Origin of the sequence: Pseudomonas sp. MH9.2, from assembly GCF_034353875.1 — a bacterium.
GTDB lineage: Bacteria > Pseudomonadota > Gammaproteobacteria > Pseudomonadales > Pseudomonadaceae > Aquipseudomonas.
The window spans coordinates 2,111,127-2,130,420 of the sequence record NZ_CP133784.1; the positions used below are offsets into that span (position 1 = coordinate 2,111,127).

12 protein-coding genes, 1 tRNA gene and 1 pseudogene are annotated in these 19,294 nt (G+C 58.8%); 10 read left to right on the top strand and 4 right to left on the bottom strand.

Going from position 1 to position 19,294, the window contains the following annotated elements; translation table 11 throughout:
• Window positions 1-136 precede the first annotated feature (136 nt).
• From uca to RHM55_RS09930, 8 genes are all read left to right on the top strand, one after another.
• Window positions 137-3,754, top strand: a complete 3,618-nt coding sequence (gene uca / locus RHM55_RS09895) for an urea carboxylase (RefSeq protein WP_322181567.1) — start codon at window positions 137-139, stop codon at window positions 3,752-3,754.
• A 30-nt stretch (window positions 3,755-3,784) separates the two neighbouring features.
• Complete coding sequence (gene atzF, locus RHM55_RS09900) at window positions 3,785-5,596, top strand: allophanate hydrolase (protein WP_322181569.1); 1,812 nt, start codon at window positions 3,785-3,787, stop codon at window positions 5,594-5,596.
• A 169-nt stretch (window positions 5,597-5,765) separates the two neighbouring features.
• Window positions 5,766-9,116: a dermonecrotic toxin domain-containing protein gene (locus RHM55_RS09905; RefSeq protein WP_322181571.1), complete on the top strand. Its 3,351-nt coding sequence runs from the start codon at window positions 5,766-5,768 to the stop codon at window positions 9,114-9,116.
• Window positions 9,117-9,196: 80 nt separating this feature from the next.
• On the top strand, window positions 9,197-10,684 hold the full coding sequence (locus tag RHM55_RS09910) for a sensor domain-containing diguanylate cyclase (protein ID WP_322181573.1): 1,488 nt from the start codon (window positions 9,197-9,199) through the stop codon (window positions 10,682-10,684).
• Window positions 10,685-10,691: 7 nt separating this feature from the next.
• Window positions 10,692-10,931 (top strand): cysteine-rich CWC family protein, encoded by a 240-nt coding sequence (locus RHM55_RS09915; protein WP_416152008.1) that lies wholly within the window; start codon window positions 10,692-10,694, stop codon window positions 10,929-10,931.
• Between the two features lie 44 nt (window positions 10,932-10,975).
• Complete coding sequence (locus RHM55_RS09920) at window positions 10,976-11,668, top strand: pseudouridine synthase (protein WP_322181576.1); 693 nt, start codon at window positions 10,976-10,978, stop codon at window positions 11,666-11,668.
• A gap of 308 nt (window positions 11,669-11,976) precedes the next feature.
• Window positions 11,977-12,861: an alpha/beta hydrolase gene (locus RHM55_RS09925; RefSeq protein WP_322181578.1), complete on the top strand. Its 885-nt coding sequence runs from the start codon at window positions 11,977-11,979 to the stop codon at window positions 12,859-12,861.
• A gap of 193 nt (window positions 12,862-13,054) precedes the next feature.
• A tRNA-Gly gene (locus tag RHM55_RS09930) sits at window positions 13,055-13,128 on the top strand.
• A gap of 190 nt (window positions 13,129-13,318) precedes the next feature.
• On the opposite strand, the gene RHM55_RS25890 is transcribed toward RHM55_RS09930, so the two are convergent.
• Window positions 13,319-14,074, bottom strand: a complete 756-nt coding sequence (locus RHM55_RS25890; RefSeq protein WP_407074625.1) for a methyl-accepting chemotaxis protein — start codon at window positions 14,072-14,074, stop codon at window positions 13,319-13,321.
• A 150-nt stretch (window positions 14,075-14,224) separates the two neighbouring features.
• Window positions 14,225-15,520: pseudogene (locus tag RHM55_RS25895) on the bottom strand (cache domain-containing protein); the annotation flags it as partial.
• Between the two features lie 206 nt (window positions 15,521-15,726).
• On the opposite strand from RHM55_RS25895, the gene RHM55_RS09940 reads away from it, so the two are divergent.
• Complete coding sequence (locus tag RHM55_RS09940) at window positions 15,727-16,401, top strand: TIGR02466 family protein (protein WP_322181584.1); 675 nt, start codon at window positions 15,727-15,729, stop codon at window positions 16,399-16,401.
• Between the two features lie 83 nt (window positions 16,402-16,484).
• Here RHM55_RS09940 and RHM55_RS09945 read toward each other — a convergent pair whose 3' ends face one another.
• Entirely contained in the window at window positions 16,485-16,814 is a 330-nt protein-coding gene (locus RHM55_RS09945) for a DUF2025 family protein (RefSeq protein WP_322181586.1), read from the bottom strand.
• A gap of 19 nt (window positions 16,815-16,833) precedes the next feature.
• Window positions 16,834-17,982: an L-threonine dehydrogenase gene (gene yiaY, locus RHM55_RS09950; RefSeq protein WP_322181588.1), complete on the bottom strand. Its 1,149-nt coding sequence runs from the start codon at window positions 17,980-17,982 to the stop codon at window positions 16,834-16,836.
• Window positions 17,983-18,162: 180 nt separating this feature from the next.
• Here yiaY and RHM55_RS09955 point away from each other — a divergent pair, with 180 nt between their 5' ends.
• Window positions 18,163-19,209 (top strand): DUF4917 family protein, encoded by a 1,047-nt coding sequence (locus tag RHM55_RS09955; RefSeq protein ID WP_322181590.1) that lies wholly within the window; start codon window positions 18,163-18,165, stop codon window positions 19,207-19,209.
• The last annotated feature ends 85 nt before the right edge of the window (window positions 19,210-19,294 follow it).

Genomic DNA, 19,294 nt, shown 5'->3' on the forward strand with positions numbered 1-19,294 from the left:
GCGTCAAAGCGCCAGCCTCCCCTGTAAGAGCACCAGGTTTCGCCATCGGGGACGGCCTCGAGGCACTACGAAAACAGCGGGACGGCCCGCTTCCCGGCAAGAAACCGATCAGCCATCGGTTTCTGGGGTTTATGCCATGTTCAAGACACTGCTGATCGCCAACCGTGGCGCCATTGCCTGCCGCATCCTGCGTACCTTGCGCGCCTTGCAGGTCAAGGGCGTGGCGGTCTATTCCGAAGCCGATGCCGCCAGCCTGCATATTCTTCAAGCCGATGAAGCCCATAGCCTGGGTGAAGGTGGCGCAGCCGGGACCTATTTGGCGGTGGATAAAATACTCGCCATCGCCAAAGCCAGCGGCGCCACGGCGATCCATCCCGGTTACGGCTTCCTCTCCGAAAACGCCGCGTTCGCCCAAGCCTGCGAAGACGCTGGCATCGCCTTCGTCGGCCCGACACCCGACCAGCTTCGGGTGTTCGGCCTCAAACACACGGCACGCGCACTGGCCAAGCAACACGGCGTGCCGATGCTTGAGGGCACCGAACTGCTCGACAGCCTCGACGACGCCCTCAACGCGGGCGAACAGATCGGCTACCCGGTGATGCTGAAAAGCACAGCAGGCGGTGGCGGGATCGGCATGCGCGTGTGCCGCAGTGCGCTCGAACTGAGCGAATCGTTCGACGCGGTGAAACGTCTGGGACAGAACAACTTCAGCGACGCTGGCGTCTTTATCGAGAAGTACATCCAGCGCGCCCGGCACTTGGAAGTACAGGTGTTCGGCGACGGCCAGGGCGACGTTATCGCCCTCGGTGTGCGTGATTGCTCGGTACAACGGCGCAACCAGAAAGTCCTCGAAGAAACCCCGGCGCCGAACCTGCCAGACGGCATGGCCGACGAACTGTGTGCGGCAGCGATCAAGCTGGCCAAAGCGGTCAATTACCGCAGCGCCGGGACCGTGGAGTTCGTGTTCGACAGCGAGGACCAGCGTTTCTATTTCCTCGAAGTGAACACCCGCTTGCAGGTCGAGCACGGGGTCACTGAACAAGTGTGGGGCGTCGATCTGGTCAGCTGGATGGTCCAGCTGGCAGCGGGTGATCTACCGCCACTCAGTCAGTTGCGCACGGGCTTGCAGGCGAACGGTCATGCGATTCAGGCGCGGCTGTATGCCGAAGACCCGGGCCGGGATTTCCAGCCCTGCCCCGGCTTGCTGACTGCGGTGAATTTCCCGACCGCCGATGGCAAGACCTTGCGCATCGACACCTGGGTCGAAGCCGGTTGCGAGATCCCGCCGTTCTTCGACCCCATGATTGCCAAGCTGATCAGTTGGGCGCCAACCCGTGAGCAGGCCAGCGCCGGACTTGCTCAAGCGCTGAGCGACAGCCACCTGTATGGCGTGGAAACCAACCGCGATTACCTGCGGCAGATTCTGCTCGACGCGCCCTTTGCCAGTGGCCAGCCATGGACTCGGTGCCTGGAAGGTCTGGTGTATCGCGCCAACACCTTTGAAGTGCTGAGTGGCGGTACCCAGACCAGCGTGCAGGACTATCCCGGGCGTCTCGGTTACTGGGCGGTCGGTGTGCCGCCGTCCGGGCCAATGGACAGTCGCGCACTGCGTCTGGGCAACCGCCTGCTGGGCAACGCCGAAGGCTGTGCCGCGCTGGAAATCACCATGAGCGGCCCGCTGCTGCGCTTCAACACCGACGCCGTGGTTGCCATCACCGGCGCGCCGATTCCGCTGACCCTGGACGGTCAGCCTCAGGCGCTGAATACCGCGTTGCTGGTACCCGCCGGTTCAACCCTGGCGCTGGGCACCATCGCGGGCGCCGGTGCACGAAGCTACCTCTGTGTGCGCGGCGGGTTGGAGCTGCCGGACTATCTGGGCAGCAAAAGCACGTTCACCCTGGGTCAATTTGGCGGGCATGGCGGCCGCGCTTTGCGGGCTGGCGACGTGCTGCACATTCCAGCCCTGAGTGACCGCAGCATCGGTCAGCGCGTACCGGACGACCAGCTTCACGCCTTGCCTGCCGTGCGTCAGATCCGGGTCATTTACGGCCCCCATGGCGCGCCGGAATATTTCACCGAGCGCTACATCGAGACCTTCTTCGCCACCCAATGGGAAGTGCATTTCAACTCCAGCCGTACAGGCGTCCGCCTGATTGGTCCCAAGCCGGAATGGGTCCGCGCCGACGGTGGCGAAGCGGGCTTGCACCCCTCGAACATCCACGACAACCCGTACGCCATCGGCGCCGTGGATTTCACTGGCGACATGCCGGTCATCCTTGGCCCGGATGGCCCGAGCCTGGGCGGTTTCGTCTGCCCGGTGACCATCATCGAAGCCGACCTCTGGCAACTGGGGCAACTCAAGGCCGGCGACAACGTGCAGTTCCATCCGGTCAGTATCGATGCTGCACGCGCGATCTTCTGCATGAGCGAACGTGCTCACGAGGAAAGCGACGCGGTGCCAGATCTGGCCTCATCGCGAATGAGCTCGCTAGCACAAGGGTTAATTTCACCTGTTGTATTGGACATCGGCCAGGACGACACACGGCTGATGGCGCGTCTGTCTGGCGACACTCATTTGCTCCTGGAAATCGGCGCACCCGAGCTGGACCTGGTACTGCGCTTTCGCGGTCATGCGCTGATGCAGGCCCTCGAAGCCAAAGCGCTACAGGGCGTGATCGACCTGACGCCGGGCATTCGTTCCCTGCAAGTGCATTACCAGCCCGAACAACTGCCGCTTGCGGATTTACTGGATATCGTCGTCGGCGAATGGGACGCCGTGTGCGCCGCCAAAGACCTGCAAGTGCCGTCGCGAATCGTGCACTTGCCGCTGTCCTGGGATGATCCGGCGTGCCAGTTGGCCATCGAGAAATACATGACTACCGTGCGCAAGGACGCCCCGTGGTGCCCAAGCAACCTGGAGTTCATCCGCCGCATCAACGACCTGCCCAACCTCGACCAAGTGCAGCGCACGGTGTTCGACGCCAGCTACCTGGTGATGGGCCTGGGCGACGTGTACCTCGGCGCGCCTGTCGCCACCCCGCTCGACCCACGGCACCGGCTGGTGACGACCAAGTACAACCCGGCACGGACCTGGACGGCAGAGAACTCGGTCGGCATCGGTGGCGCCTATATGTGCGTGTACGGCATGGAAGGCCCCGGTGGTTATCAGTTTGTCGGGCGCACGTTGCAGATGTGGAACCGCTACCGCGAAGTCGCGGCGTTCGATGGCAAACCGTGGCTGCTGCGCTTCTTCGATCAGATTCGTTTTTACCCGGTCAGCGCCGAAGAGCTGCTGCGCATCCGCCGCGATTTTCCCTTGGGCCGGTACCCGCTAAGCATCGAGCACAGCACCTTGAACCTGGCTGACTATCAGGCTTTTCTCGCCCGTGAAGCCGAGGGTATCGCCGCATTTCGTGCTCAGCAGCAAGGGGCCTTCAACGCCGAACGCGAACGTTGGATCGCCAGCGGTCAGGCACATTTTGAAAGCGACGAAGCCGCTATCCCAGCCACCGACGACGCCCCTCTTGACGCAGGCCAGCACGGCATCGACAGCCATATCGCCGGCAACCTGTGGCAGGTGCAGGTCGAGGTCGGCCATCGGGTTGAAGTGGGCGATGTGCTGGTGATTCTGGAGTCGATGAAGATGGAAATTCCGCTACTGGCAACCCTGGCTGGCACCGTGCTTGAAGTAAGGGTGCAGCCCGGCTCGGCGGTGCGCGCCGGGCAGCGGGTCGTGGTGCTTGAAGCTGACTGAACTTACTTATTTTTTTGACGGAATTACGCCATGAGCCATGACCTGCATTCAAGCGACCTGCGCCTCGACAGCGTTCGCGCCGCGTATCAAGACGGTCGCCAGACACCTCGGCAACTGATCCTCGCCCTGCGCGAAAAAGCCGCTGCGTTGAACCCGGACTATCACCTGTTCATCCATCTGCTGAGTGCTACCGAGCTGGAACCCTATCTGGCCGCGCTGGAAAACAGCGACCTCAACGACCTGCCGCTGTATGGCGTGCCGTTCGCGATCAAAGACAACATCGACCTGGCCGGCATCCCCACGACCGCCGCCTGCCCGGCATTCACCTATACCCCGGAGCGCTCGGCGACCATCGTCGAGCAGTTGATCGGCCTCGGCGCAATTCCGTTGGGCAAAACCAACCTCGACCAGTTTGCCACCGGGCTGAATGGCAGCCGCTCCCCCTATGGGGCCTGCCCGAACAGTGTGCTGGCCGAGTACCCGTCAGGCGGCTCCAGCGCAGGATCATCGTTGGCCGTGGCGCTCGGCGTCGCCAGCTTCGCCCTCGGCACCGACACCGCCGGGTCCGGCCGAGTGCCCGCAGCACTGAACAATCTGGTGGGACTCAAGGCCAGTAAGGGCCTGATCTCCACTGCCGGGGTGGTGCCCGCCTGCCGCACCCTTGATTGCGTGACCACTTTCACCGCCACCGCGCGCGAAGCCAGCCAGTTGCTCGGTCTGGTAGCCCGACTCGATTCGCGTGACGAATACAGCCGCAGCAACCCGCTGTGGAACGACGCCTCTGCGTTCGGTGCGCCCCGCCCGTTTCGTTTCGGCGTACCCCGTGCGCAGGACCTGGCGTTCTTCGGCTGCGAGCAAGGGCCCCTGCTGTTCGGCGATGCCATCGACCGTCTGACCGCGATGGGCGGCGAAGCAGTGACGCTGGACCTGTCACCCTTCCTCGAAGCTGCGCGCCTGCTGTATGACGGCCCATGGGTTGCCGAACGCTACAGCGTTGCGGGCGAACTGATGGAGCACAACCCAGAAGCGGTATTGCCGGTGATCCGCGCAGTACTGTCGAAAGCACCGGCCGTGACCGGCGTGCAAACGTTCCGTGCGCACTACCGCCTGCAAGCACTCAAAGCCCTGTGCGACAAAGCCCTTGAAGGTCTCGACTGCGTAGTGACGCCCTCCATCGGTCGCCCGGTGACCCTCGCCGAACTGGAGGCTGAACCGGTGCTGCGCAACTCGGAATTGGGTTACTACACCAATTTCATGAACCTGCTGGACTACGCCGCCGTCGCCGTACCGAGTGCCTTCATGGACAACGGCCTGCCGTGGGGCGTGACCCTGTTCGGTCGGGTCTTCACTGATCACTATCTGCTCAGCCTGGCCGACGCCCTGCAACGCCATACCGGCCTGCCGGTGATCGGCGGCCACGCACCCAACCTGTCAGCACCGACCACTGTCGCCCGCAACGACATGGCACGCTTAGTGGTGTGCGGCGCGCACCTGGATGGCCTGGCGCTGAACTGGCAACTCAAGCAGCGCGGTGGCCGCTTGCTGGAGGTCACCCAAAGCTCGGCGGATTACCAGCTCTACGCATTGGCCGGTGGACCACCGTTTCGGCCCGGCATGCTGCGGGTCGCGCAAGGCGGCGTAGCGATTGCCGTGGAAGTCTGGGAACTGCCAAGCCGCGAACTGGGGTCATTCCTCTCCGGCATTCCGGCACCCTTGGGCCTGGGCAAGGTTCAGTTGGCCGACGGACGCTGGGAAAGCGGTTTCATCTGCGAACCTTATGGCCTGGAGGGCGCGACAGATATCAGCCACCTAGGCGGATGGCGCGCCTATTTGAGTGCCTGACCCAACCATTAAGTAGCCCGACGACGAACGTGGCTGCGCACGTTTCAGTGCGCAGCCACAGCGTCCTGCATACCCCTGTTTACACGCACCCCGTCGTTACATAGATGTACGACATGAAGAGATCCCTGATGACACAGTGACGCGCCCCTCATCACGTTCAGCCATCCACATGAATGACCCAGAAAATCCAGTCCCCCCTGTTCCAGCACGCACTGCACCCGCCCCAACATACAGCCTCGAACACCCCGCACTTACGCACCTGACCGGCAACCACAGTGAACAGAGCGATACCCTACCTTCCTCTGGAGCCTTTGCGCTGTCGCCGTTTTATTACGCAACGCCCGACGATCATCTGGAGGGACTGTCGCAGGAACCGCCACCCGCCACAGCGCTAAACCACAAACAACTCGCCACGCTCAGAAAGAGCCGCGCCGCCAGACTGCTCGCCATGTCGCCCTTGAGTTTGAAAGCCTGGCAGATGGACATGGACTGCCCGCCGGGAGTGCACGCCTATGTCAACGAACAACTGACTCGGCTTTTATTTGAGCAGACCGGTAAGCCCTCCCTGCCGGACCATATTTACATGAACTTCACGACCGATACGCGTCCGGCCGTCTTTGTCGATGGGCAAGAACTTTACACGCGGCGTCTGTCCCTCACCGACGTGGCGGTTACCTCTTTCGATGCAGCCAGTTTTTATGCCCTGATGCAGAGCGCTGAACCTGAGCGCCTGTTTGATGAGGCAACACCTTCGCTGAGCACAACCCTGGTCCTCACGCTGATCGACAAGGCGGACTGGCCTCGACACTACGAGACCCTACTTGCCGTCTTCTGGGCCAGGCATGAACTGACGTATCGCACCCTCGCCAAACTTTCATTTCTCGACACGCTGGGCCGGTACCACACGCGTAAAATGATCAGCCTGGACGGTTATAACCTGACGCTTGAAGCCATGGGACTCGACCGGTTCCCCACCACCGTTGAAACCCTGGAAACATCAGCCAAAGGCGAGCGCACGGTCGTCCGTGTAGTGCTGCTGAATGACCAAATCCTGCCGGGCATCTTTCAGCTGACCTCAAAAAATACATCGCACAGTTTTATTCACATCACCGGTCAAAAACCTGCCGTTTTCGAATACATCAGCGACAACCCTGAGTTAATGAGGCAAAAACTCCTCGACGCGTTGAACACGTCGCCCTGGCTCGCGTCGTATCTGGACGCTGCCGACAAACAAGGGAACTCGCCCTTCACTCTCGATATAAAAACTCTCGATGAGGATATTTTTTCCGCGCTCACCCGCGCCCAGAAAGCGTTTTCATTCGAGCAGCACTCACAACACACCCACACGGACGCCTTGTTCATGCTGGTCGAACGCGGCCTGACCCTGGTGAGCGTTCTTGATCGCTGGGAACTTCAGCCGGATATCGTGAAGCGGATACCCAACCCACTGATGGCCGCCAACCGACTGATGCGCAGCTACCTGAAAAACGACCATCAACTGGATGTGAATCCGGATCATGTTTTCATTCGCTATGTTCGAGGCACATCGACCACCCCATTGGGTAGCGCCCACTCGCCCATCACGTATGTTCAACCCCCCGACGAAACCCCGATCAGCCTGAGCAACGCCCTGTTGAGTAACTACCGGGTCGAGCGGCCGGTGGGTTATATCGATAACGGCGCCCGTACGACGGTTTACACCGACCCCACAGGCAAGGGGCAATGGTCCGAAGGCGCTGCGCTTGAGATATCCCCGGAGGTCATCGAAAGCCACATCAGGAGCATTAACTTTCTTGACCTGATGTCGAAACAACTCAACCGGTTTTGGGAGAAGCAGGGAACTGCTATCGAGCAGTCGTTCAAGACAACCTTTATGGCGCAGGCAGTGATCAGCCTCAAACAGAAACAGTTAACACGCGCTGGATTCGATCTCATCGTCGAAATGCTGGACACGACGTCTACCAGCATCCGCTGCAAAGCGTTGGGTTTTTACCTGAAACCCTCGCTGATAGAAGGCACGCAATGCCAACCCTGTGCCGGTCTGCTGGTATTCACCCACGCCGACACACCCTTGACGGTGCTGTACCAGGCCGGTCAGTCCGTGGCATTTATCGAATTCAGTCGCGACATCGAACTTACCCGTTATATACAAACCGCCGCCAAGGATAAGCAGTGGCAACGCATGCTGTTGAGCTATATACCGGTCAGACTCCACGAGAAGTTTATGTATCTTCTTGATGTTTGGAGCGGTAACAGCATCCCCGACCCGGCTTCCTCCCTGCTTCGGCCCTGGACAGACGTGGTTTACGCCAACGACCTGCATAAAGCCAAAGCCCGAGCCCTCTGCGAGCAGCCCATTACTTCGTCGCCGTTCGTCTTCATGCGCGAGACGCTTGAGCGCAACTATCAAGATGATGCGAATGAACACATCGTGACCTCGAAAGAAGTTTCGCTGCGCTATTGGACGCGTCAGCTCAACCACCTACAGCTGTTGCTGGCGCCCATGTCGCTGCTGCTGACGCCCGTGGCGCTGGCCTCTCTTGCGACTCACGCCGGGTCCATCTACCTGGGCATCGCGACAGCAGCATTACCGGGAAACCGGAACACCGAAAAAACCCAGACAGCGCTCAACGTGCTGTCTTTAGGGCTGTTGCAGCTGGCGCCCTACACCCCCCGATTGCTGCGTTTGTTCAACACATTCAACGTTCTGGGGAAAACAGCCATAGCGGGGGCTAGCGCTACGTCCGCCGCCACAAAAAGCTTCGGCTCCTGGCTTGGCCGATCAATGAATGCCCGTAAAACCCGCCTGGAAACATTTTTCAATACCAACAGCCTGCTCAAGACCTGGAACATTCCCGGTCATAGCACCTTCGGCACCTTACCCGTCAAAGTATGGAAGCTTGGTCGAAAATTCCTGCTCTGGACCTCGGACAAGGCTCAAGCCAGAACCCTGGTTGTAAGTACACACGGGCATTACTTGCCGTGGACTAACACTGCACGGATCCCCAATGGCACCGAACTTAGAACCTACGCACCCCATGGTTATGAGCTGGTCGACCCAACGCTTCACCGAGTCGTGAGCCAGAGGGTCAAACCGTTTTCTATTTTAAATAACGCAAACAACAGCCTCGCGCGTCCTCCAGGCCCGCTGCCGCCGTATGCCATCACCGATAAGGTGCTGGCCGGAACATCCCTTCCGGGCAATATCAAGAATTATTCGCTGATGAAATTCCAGAGTACTCGCGGCGAGACGTATCAAGAAATCAGTCACGTGGTGCGTCATTCGAACCTGTCGCCTTTAAACGGTCTTCCCGCTACGCCCATGGACGTACTGACTGTCAGAAATCGCCTCGGCATGACTTATCCGAACCTGCAGGATCTTTTCAAATCATTGTCTGAACAGGGTATCCACTACGACAAAATTTTATTGGTGCACTGCCGTTGTTCTGCCATCAACTCTTTGATAGGCCGCTCACCCGCGTATATAGCACCGACCGCGAACATGCCGATTACACCGTGAACCTGAATCGGCCATAGCGCAGAACAGTAGCAACACGCTAGCATGCGACCTCTATTGATCTTCTCCTCACCGGACTCGTCATGCCACTTCGCTCTCCACTCAATTCCCAGCGTTCGTTGATCCTGACGTTGGTGGTCCTGCTGGGGAGCGGTTTTCTGGCGACATCTCTGCTCAGTTATTACGCCTCGCGGGCGTCGATTCGCGACAGCATCGTCAACACCGAACTGCCGTTGACCTCGGACACGGTGTATTCGGAGATCCAGAAAGACCTGGTCCGGCCGATCCTGATCTCATCAATGATGGCTCGTGACACCTTCATGCGTGACTGGGTGGTGGCTGGCGAGCACGACCCGGAACAAATGACCCGTTACCTCAACGAAGTCATGAGTCACTACAGTGCCTATACGGCCTTTTTTGTCTCCAATACCAGCCTCAAGTATTACCAGGCCAAAGGCGTCTTAAAGAAAATCGACGCCAATGAGCCACGCGACATCTGGTACTACCGGGTACGCGACATGGCTGCGCCCTACGAAATCAACGTCGATCCAGACATGGCCAACAAGGACAACCTGACCTTCTTCATCAACTACAAGGTGTTCGATTACAAAGACAACTTCATCGGCGCCACGGGTGTGGGCCTGACCGTGGATGCGGTGATCAAGCTAATCGATCGTTATCAGCAGCGGTATCAACGGAGCGTGTATTTCGTCGACGCCTTCGGCCGGATTGTGCTCACGGGCGCTCAAGGTGGACCACTGGGAGCCGTCATCGGCCAGTCCCTCAAGGACATGCCGGGCCTGAAAGACTTGCACGACAAACTGCCGAGGCCACAGACCGGCAGTTTCGAATACCAGACGCAAGGCCAGAACCATTTTCTCAACGTGCGCTTCATCCCAGAACTGAACTGGTACCTGTTCGTCGACAAACAGGAAGACGGCGCCCTCACCGATATCCGCCAGTCGCTGTACCTGAACCTGTTCATCTGCCTGGTGGTGACACTGGTGGTCATGTTCTTGCTGCACCGGGCCATCGGCCGCTATCAGCGTAAGATCGAAGCCCAGGCCACCCTCGACAGCCTCACGGGCCTGCCCAATCGCCGCGGCTTCGATTTGATGGCGCTCAAGGCCATGCAGGAAGCGCAACGCGAGCCCAAGCCCTTGGCGGCGCTACTGATCGACATCGACCATTTCAAGCGTCTCAATGACGACCATGGCCATCTGGCGGGCGATGAAGTGCTCGTAGGCTTCGCTCAGGACCTGCAAAGCTGCCTGCGTCAGTCGGATATCATTTGTCGCTGGGGCGGCGAAGAGTTCATCATCCTGCTCAAGGACACCAACAGCGCCAGCGCTCAGCAAGTCGCGGAAAAAATCCGTCTGCTGGCAGAGCAGCACTCCTACACCTTTTCCGCCACGTCGTTGCAGATCACCGTCAGCGTTGGCCTGACTGAACTGCAGCCTGACGACACCCTGCACAGCCTGATTGCCCGCGCCGACCACGCGTTGTATCGCGCCAAACACACTGGGCGCAATCGGGTGTGCATGGAGAGGGCCCGGTCTCAGTTTGAATAGGCGCGCCATGCACAGCCAGACGATGGAAAAAAGCTCAATCGATCCTGACCGCTGCCCGGTCTGCGGCGCCAGCAACCGCTGCACCCTCGCCGACCCACGTACGGCGACGCAACCCTGCTGGTGCTTTTCAGTCAGTATCGACCCGACTGTACTCCAAGCGCTGCCGCTGGAAGTGCGCAATGCTGCCTGCCTGTGCCCGCGTTGCGCACAGATCGAAACCGACGTTCAGTCGAAGCCCAACGACTAGATCGCGTACCATGCCCGCCCCTTTCCCGGTCGTCTGTCACTGCCATGCGTCTTGATCGATTCCTCAGCAACCTGCCGCGCTTCAGCCGCAAAGATGTGCGATTTGCGTTGGTGGCCAAGCGCATCAAGGTCGACGGTCAGACCGTCAGCGACCCCCTTCACGAGGTGCGTGAGTTCACCCGTGTGGAATGCGACGACGACGTATTGCAAGCCGGCAAACCGGCACGCTATTTCATGCTGCACAAACCACCGGGCTGCGTCAGCGCGACGCTCGACCCACAGCATCCAACGGTGCTCGACTTGCTGGATGAGCCGGACAAAGAAGACCTGCACATCGCCGGTCGACTTGATTTCAACACCACGGGCCTGATGTTGATCACCAATGACGGTGTGTGGTCGCGACGATTGACCCAGCCGCAGACCAAGCTGGCAAAAATTTACTACGTAGAAACCGAGCAAACGATCAGCGACGACTACGTACAAAAATTCGCTGAAGGGTTTTATTTCGCGTTTGAAGACCTCACCACTCAGCCCGCCGAACTGACCCTGTTGGGGCCTCACTGCGCGCGGCTGAGCATCGTCGAGGGCCGCTACCATCAGGTCAAACGCATGTTCGGCCACTTCAACAATAAAGTCCTGCGCCTGCATCGCGAGCGCATGGGCCCCCTGCAACTGGACGCCGATTTGGCGCCTGGGCAACACCGCGCCTTGAGCACCGAAGAAATCCTCGCGATCTGATCAAACCGACCACTCAGCAGAAGTTGTCCAACAATTTACCAACGGCACTTGCGGGTTGTCCCCGAGCCTGCTTGAATCCAATCGTCAGTCTCCATGTGACTGATTGGTCACCCACTCATTCTAAGAAACTTTTTGCCGTCTCGAGAACCTCAGGTTCCGTGCCGACAAACCGCCCGCCAATAACAATACCTGTCGAACAGATCGTTTCGGATCGACATGGGCCCCCCTTTCCAGGCGCATGCCTACCTGTCACGAAACTCGTGCAACCTCTTTTGCGCGCATACCTGTTTTCGCCAGGAGTCTATGTTATGAGGCCAGAAATCGCTGTGCTTGATATACAAGGTCAGTTCCGGGTTTACACGGAGTTCTACCGCGCAGATGCCGCAGAAAAGACCATTATTCTGGTCAACGGCTCGATGGCCACTACTGCGTCCTTTGCTCAGACTGTTCGCAACCTGCACCCGCAATTCAACGTGGTGCTGTACGACCAACCCTACGCGGGCAAATCCAAAGCGCACAACCTGCACCGGCAGCCGCTGACCAAAGAGCTCGAAGGTCAGATCCTGCTTGAGCTGATCGACCACTTCGCCGCCGAACATGTGCTGTCCTTTTCCTGGGGCGGCGCAGCAACCTTGATTGCCTTGGCGCAGAAACCACGACGTATTGAAAAAGCTGTCATCAGCTCGTTCTCACCCGTGGTCAACGAACACATGCGCGACTACCTCGAACGCGGCGTCAAGCACCTCGGTGCGTTTGATCGCCACGAGGTCGGCTATCTGGTGAACAACACCATCGGTAAACACTTGCCGTCGTTGTTCAAGCGCTTCAACTACCGGCATGTCAGCAGCCTGGATATCCATGAATACGTGCAAATGCACTTTCATATCAGCCAAGTGCTGACCACTGACCAACTGTGCTACGTCGACGCCGCGAAACGCATCGACGTGCCCGTGTTATTCCTCAACGGCGAGTGGGACGAATACACCGCAGCAGACGACGCCCAGCTTTTCGGCGACCACGTGCGCCATAGCGAGTTCTGCACCCTCCGGGCCACCGGCCACTTTCTGGACATGGAACACAAAGCCGCCTGCCGCGACTCGCAAGAGGCCTTGTTGAGTTTCCTCAAGCCCACACCCGTCGCAAAACGGCCACGCTACACCCAGGTACAGAGCCACCATGCATTTGCACTGTGAACTGAAATCACTCGCCCTTGTAGGTCGCTATCGAGCGCAGTTTTCGGCAGCGCCTACAGGGAATGCGTGTTTCACGTGACGACGTAATCTGTCACGCAGCAGGTTTACCCGAAAAAAACGCCAGAAAAACCCACCTGGAAAAAATAGCGCTTCAGTTCAGCGCCGACATCTGGTACAAAGTCAGCCGCTCAAAGCGGGTGTCGTATAATGGTATTACTCCAGCTTCCCAAGCTGATCACGCGGGTTCGATTCCCGCCACCCGCTCCACTTTCCTGACTTCACATGTTCCCGCGTATAGAGGAGAGCAGTGAAAACCAAAAAACCGGCCTCTTAGCCGGTTTTTTTATGCCTGTAAGTTTTCGTATAGCGGTCGGCCATGGGGAAATGACGGCTTAACGCGCAAGCCGCTGCCGTGAGTCAAATCTCGTCTGAGCATTTGACTCACCGCGCAGGACCTTCAAACGCGAAACTGATCCATCAGTTTCATCTGGTGAGTCGCCAAGGCGTTGAGTTGGTGGCTGACCTGCGCCGACTCGGTGGCCTGACCGGCAAGGGTCTCGGTGACGGTGCGAATGGCCGAGACGTTGCGGTTGACCTCTTCGGCGACGGCGCTTTGCTGTTCGGCCGCGCTGGCGATCTGCAGGTTCATGTCGCTGATCACCGTGACTGCGTCACTGATTTTGCTCAGAGCCTGAACCGCTTGATGAATGTGCTCAGCGTTCTCCTGGGCCTTGCTGTGGCTTGAATGCATGGTCTGCACGACGCCGCGAGTGCCGCTTTGGATGCGCTCGATCACGTGGCGAATCTCTTCCACGGAATCCTGGGTGCGCTTGGCGAGGTTGCGTACCTCGTCGGCGACTACCGCAAAACCGCGCCCGCTTTCGCCGGCACGCGCAGCCTCGATGGCGGCATTGAGGGCCAACAGGTTGGTTTGCCCGGCAATGCTGCGGATCACTTCCAGCACCGAACCCACCTGCTCACTATTGACCGCCAACGCTTCGACTTCGGTCACGGCATTACTGACTTCTTCGGCCAGCAGGGTGATATCGCGTGTACTGCGCTCGATGATCGTCAAACCGTCCTTGACCGACTGGTCAGCACCTCGAGCAGCACTGGCCGCACTTGAGGCATTGCTGGCAACGTCCTGAGCGGTAGCGCTCATCTCGTTGGAGGCTGTTGCCACCTGATCGATTTCGCGAAACTGCACCTGCATGCCATCACTGGTACGACGGGCGATGCCTGAAGACTGGTCGGCGGTTGCACGGGCTTCGGTGACGCTTTGTTTGATCTGGGCGATGGTCGGTTGCAGTTTGTCGAGGAAGCGGTTGAACCAGCTGACCAGTTCACCGAGTTCATCGCGCTTGGCGTATTTCAGGCGCTGTGTCAGGTCGCCGTCACCGCTGGCAATGTCCTTGAGCATGGCCGCCACACTGTTGATCGGCCGAGTCACGCCCGAGGCCGTCAGCCAGATCAGCAGCAGACCCAGTAGACCCGCGAGGGCTGCGACCAACAGAGCCTTGACGGTGCCACTGGTTTTCGCGGCGTCGAGCACGGCCTGCAATTTGACCGCGTCGGCCAGGAGCACCTGTTCTGGCAAGTCGATGACCACACCCCAAGGGGTAGCACCGGGGATCGGTGTCACCGGAAAAATCGCCCGGATCACGTCGCCCTGTTTGACCACGCTGACCTTGTTGGTGCCGATCGCCCGGAGGATGTCCTTACCGTCGCCGCCCAAGACCTGCTCAATGCCTTTGCCCAGGGTGCCGGCGTCGACGCTGTTGGCTGTCAACAAGCCACTGCCCGAGACAATCAGCATGTGCCCGGCGCCGTCGAACAGTTCTTTCTGGGAGCTGACCGCCTCTGCCTGTAGCGAACTCAGGGCCAGGTCCACACCCACCACACCGATGACCTTGCCGTCGACACGAACGGGCACGGCGATGGTTGTCATCAACACCAGTTTGCCGCCGACCGTGTCGGCGTAGGGCTCAAGCAGGCAGGTCTTGCCACTATGGAGCGCGCAGGTGTACCAGGTGTTGTAGGGCATACCGCTGAGGTTCAGTTCAGTCTTGGTCATGTCGCTTTCGAGAATGACGGTGTTCAGGCTAGTGTCATCGGCACGGCTCCAGTAAGAGGAAAACCGTCCCACTTCGTTGGCACTGTGCTTGGCGTCATTGGCAAACTCAGTGTCTCGACCATCCAGTGCGTTAGGCTCGAAGGATAGCCAGATACCCAGCACGCTGGTGTTACGTTCAAAGACGGTGCCCAGGCTGTGGTTGAGCTCTTCGCGCAGCGCGGCGGCGTCCAGTGAGCGGTGACCGGCCATGGTGCGTATGTCGACGACTTGGTCGGCCATTGCATTGACGACCAGCAGACTGTCACCAAATGTCTTTTGTACCCGTAGCGCTTTTTCCGTCGCCTTTGCCTGTAACAGGTTCTGCACACTATCAGTGAGCATTTTCTTGCTTGAGGCGCCGACCAGTTGGTCATTCTGGTTAGTCTGGTAAAAATTCATCCCGACGATCAATCCAACCACACCCAGCAGGCAAAGTCCTGAGAGCAATACAATCTTCAGGCGGATAGAAAAGTTATCGAACATAAGTGTTCTCATAGTGGATCGGCCGGGAGGATGGCGAGAGCCGCATATGGTGTTACCCGCCATATTCTTGTAGTTATATATTTGTAACGGCCTTGGGCCTCGTAACTTGAGACCGAGGCCTTTTTGGGTCGAGGCCGCACGGATCGCCGATGATCGTGATCGGTTAGCCCCATGTACCGAATACGTACCAGAACCGTTACCCGATGAGACTGGAGATAGTCGCGCCGGGGAGTGTATAAAATATCCACTTCAACCCGGATATCCGCATCATGCCTGCCAACAGTCGCGCGTGTTCAGATCAGGTCGATGCTGACCTGATCAAGATCACTCGTCTATTCGCCACGCCTATCGCCAGCTTGATCCACCCAGAGCATGAGCTTCTGAACGAACAACTGCGGTCGGTCATCCTGGAGCGTTCGGCACACGACCTTGGCACATTGCACAGTAACGATGGCGGCTGGCAATCTCAGGACGACTTCGCCACGTGGGCTGGTGAGCCTGGCGCAAAACTGGTCGCCTTCGCACAGGAGCTGGCCAACCAGCTGTCAGCCATCAGCTCGCCGGAGCACGGTCTCATAGAAGCTCATTTGCAGTGGCGCTACAGCGCATGGGCAAATATCAACCGCAAGGGCCACTCCAACTCATTACATGCGCACCCGGGGGCATTTTGGTCTGGAGTGTATTGGGTAGACGATGGCGGTCGCGGGCACAATCCTGAACTCGGAGGCGAACTGGAATTCATCGACCCGCGTGGGATCACACCGGCGCTGCTCAATCCCGCCCTGCGCATGCGCATCGCGGGTTGTCTGGCGGCAGGCTACGCGAGCACAGTCACGCCCTCAAGCGGTACGCTGCTGATGTTTCCCTCCTGGCTAATGCACGCTGTGCGTCGCTACGAAGGTGATCGGCCGAGGATTTCCGTGGCGTTCAACTTTGCTATTTGAGCCGACGTTATCGCAGTGCCATCAAGGACAGACACCGGTTTCCTGTTCTGGAATCACAGGTCTGTCCTGACGTTCGAGCCTCTTCACACCCCGCCCTTCAATTTCCGCACTGCCGTTATCTCCGGCAAATCCACGCGTCTTACATAAACCCGCAGTGGCTCGGTGATGTTCAGCCGGTCATCAATGTTCTGCTCCAGCAACAACGCCAACAGGTCGCGCTTGAGTGTCATGACCTGGTTATCACCAGCTTGCCAGACGAATTCGTGAGTCGGCGTGATGGTATGGTCGGGCACGTCCATGCCAAAGGCGTCTTCGCTGAAACGAACGATGTACCGGTCCGCTTTGTGGTGGTAGCCGACAAAGCCTTTAAGCAGGTCGGAAGCGTCACAAATGACGCTCGAGGTAATGCTCATGGTTAGCCTCTGGGACGTATCAAAGTGCGCTGCGGAAAATCGCTTCGATCTGAAGCTGTTCAGCCGGGCGCGGATTGGTCAGGCCGCAGGCGTCTTTCAAGGCGTTGGCAGCCAGGGTTGGAATGTCTTCCTCCTTGACGCCCAGTTCTCTGAGGCCCGCAGGGATGTCGACGGCACGGGACAGATTGCGAATCGCGGCGATGGCCGCCCGGCTGCCGTCGTCGGGGGAGAGGCCGCGCGTGTCTTCACCCATGGCGTGGGCAATGTCGGTCAGCCGTGACGGGCAGACGCTGGCGTTGAAGCTTTCGACATGGGGCAGCAAGATTGCGTTGCACACGCCGTGGGGCAAGTTATAGAAGCCACCCAATTGGTGAGCCATCGCGTGCACGTAACCCAAGGAGGCGTTGTTGAACGCCATGCCCGCGAGAAACTGCGCATACGCCATGTTTTCCCGCGCAACCATGTCGCTGCCATTGGCCACGGCCTGGCGCAGGTTATCGGCGATCAGCGCCATGGCTTTCAGGGCGCAGGCATCGGTGATCGGGGTAGCGGCCGTTGAGACGTAGGCTTCAATGGCGTGGGTCAGTGCGTCCATGCCCGTGGCTGCCGTGAGCGCTTTAGGCATCGCGACCATCAATCCGGGATCGTTGACGGAGAGCACGGGGGTGACATTACGGTCGACGATGGCCATTTTGATGTGGCGGACTTCGTCAGTGATGATGCAAAACCGCGTCATCTCGCTGGCTGTGCCCGCCGTGGTGTTGATTGCAACTACAGGCAACTGCGGCTTGGCCGACTGATCGACACCTTCGTAGTCGCTGATGTGCCCGCCGTTGGTCGCGCACAATGCGATACCTTTTGCGCAATCGTGGGGCGAGCCGCCGCCGAGGGAGATTACGAAATCGCAGCCGCTGTTCTTGAGCAGCGCCAGGCCCTTCTCAACGTTACCCACGGTAGGGTTGGGTTGTGCGCCGTCGAACACCAAGGCATCGATGTCCTGTTCGGCCAACAACCCGACGATTTTCGCCGCAACACCGGCCTTGGCCAGCCCGACGTCGGTTACGATCAACGCTTTGTGAAATCCGAAGTTGCGGATGGCGGTCATCGCTTCGGCCATGCAGCCAATGCCCATGATGTTCACCGCAGGAATAAAGAAAGTGCTGCTCATGGCAAGTCCCTGTAACCAAGCCAAGCCAGTCGATCCGGTTTGGCGAATGCGTGCAGCATCTTCTGATTGCAAACATTTCGCATTGATCTGGCTCAATACCGGCATCAACGTCGGGATCAGCCGATAGGCGTGATAAAGTCCCGGCGCTGCCTTTCCCCGACCTGACGACGAACAGAGACTATGGACTTCACGGATTTTGACGCTGAGCTTGCAGACTGGAATGAGCTGCGGGCGACCACCCCATTTTCCGGTTTGCTGATCGGAAACGGCGCGAGCATGGCGGTGTGGAAGAACTTTTCTTACGACTCGCTCTTCGAAAAAGCCGAGACCACCCGTAACAAACCGTTGAGCCATACCGAACTCGCCGTATTCAAGGCCATAAACACCAGCAATTTCGAGCCGATCCTGAGTGCGCTGAAAACCACCATGAGGGTCAACGCAGCACTGACCATCAGTTCTTCATCGCCACGTAATCGGTATTTCGCGATTAAAGAAGCCCTGATCCACGCCGTGCGTTCAGTCCACATTCCATGGCGTCTGGTGGAAGAAAGTACCCTGACCCGTCTCAATCAAGAACTCAGCCAGTACCGTACTGTTTATTCGACCAACTATGACTTGCTCTGCTATTGGGCCGTGATGCAGTCGCCGCAGGCCTTCAACGACCTGTTCGACGATGACGCCACTTTCGACCTCAGCAATACGCCGACCAATGCCACGCGCATTCTTTATCTGCACGGCGGCTTGCACCTTGTGAAAAACCTTGATGGCAGCGTTCGCAAACTGCTGTCATCGGAAAGCACCCTGCTGGGCAGCTTCGCCATCAATGCCCTGGACGACGTGCCGCTATTCATCAGCGAAGACAACAGCGAGAACAAGCTGAAGATGATCCGCCACTCGGATTACCTGTCTTTCTGCTACTCGCAACTTGCGACTCATGAAGACGCCCTGTGCATCTTCGGCCACGCCCTTGGCACCCAGGACAAACACATCGTCGACGCGATCAGGCATGCCGGGGTCAAGACCATCGCCCTCTCCATTTACCCGCGCAGCGCCGCCTTTATCCAACACCAAAAGCGGCACTACAGCAGCGTCTTCGCGGGGCTGGATGTGACCTTGAAGTTCTTCGATGCCAAGACCCACCCGCTGGGCAGCCCTGAATTGTCGGTGCCCGTCGAACGTCTGAATACGACTGTAAGCGCACCGAAACCAGTGGGCTCAAAGCGCTGAGAGCAATTCACGCCTGAAGAAGCACCCGAACTGTACGGATAAATCTCTCTGTAGCTGTGAGGGCGCGTGCGGGTCGGTTTGTGGC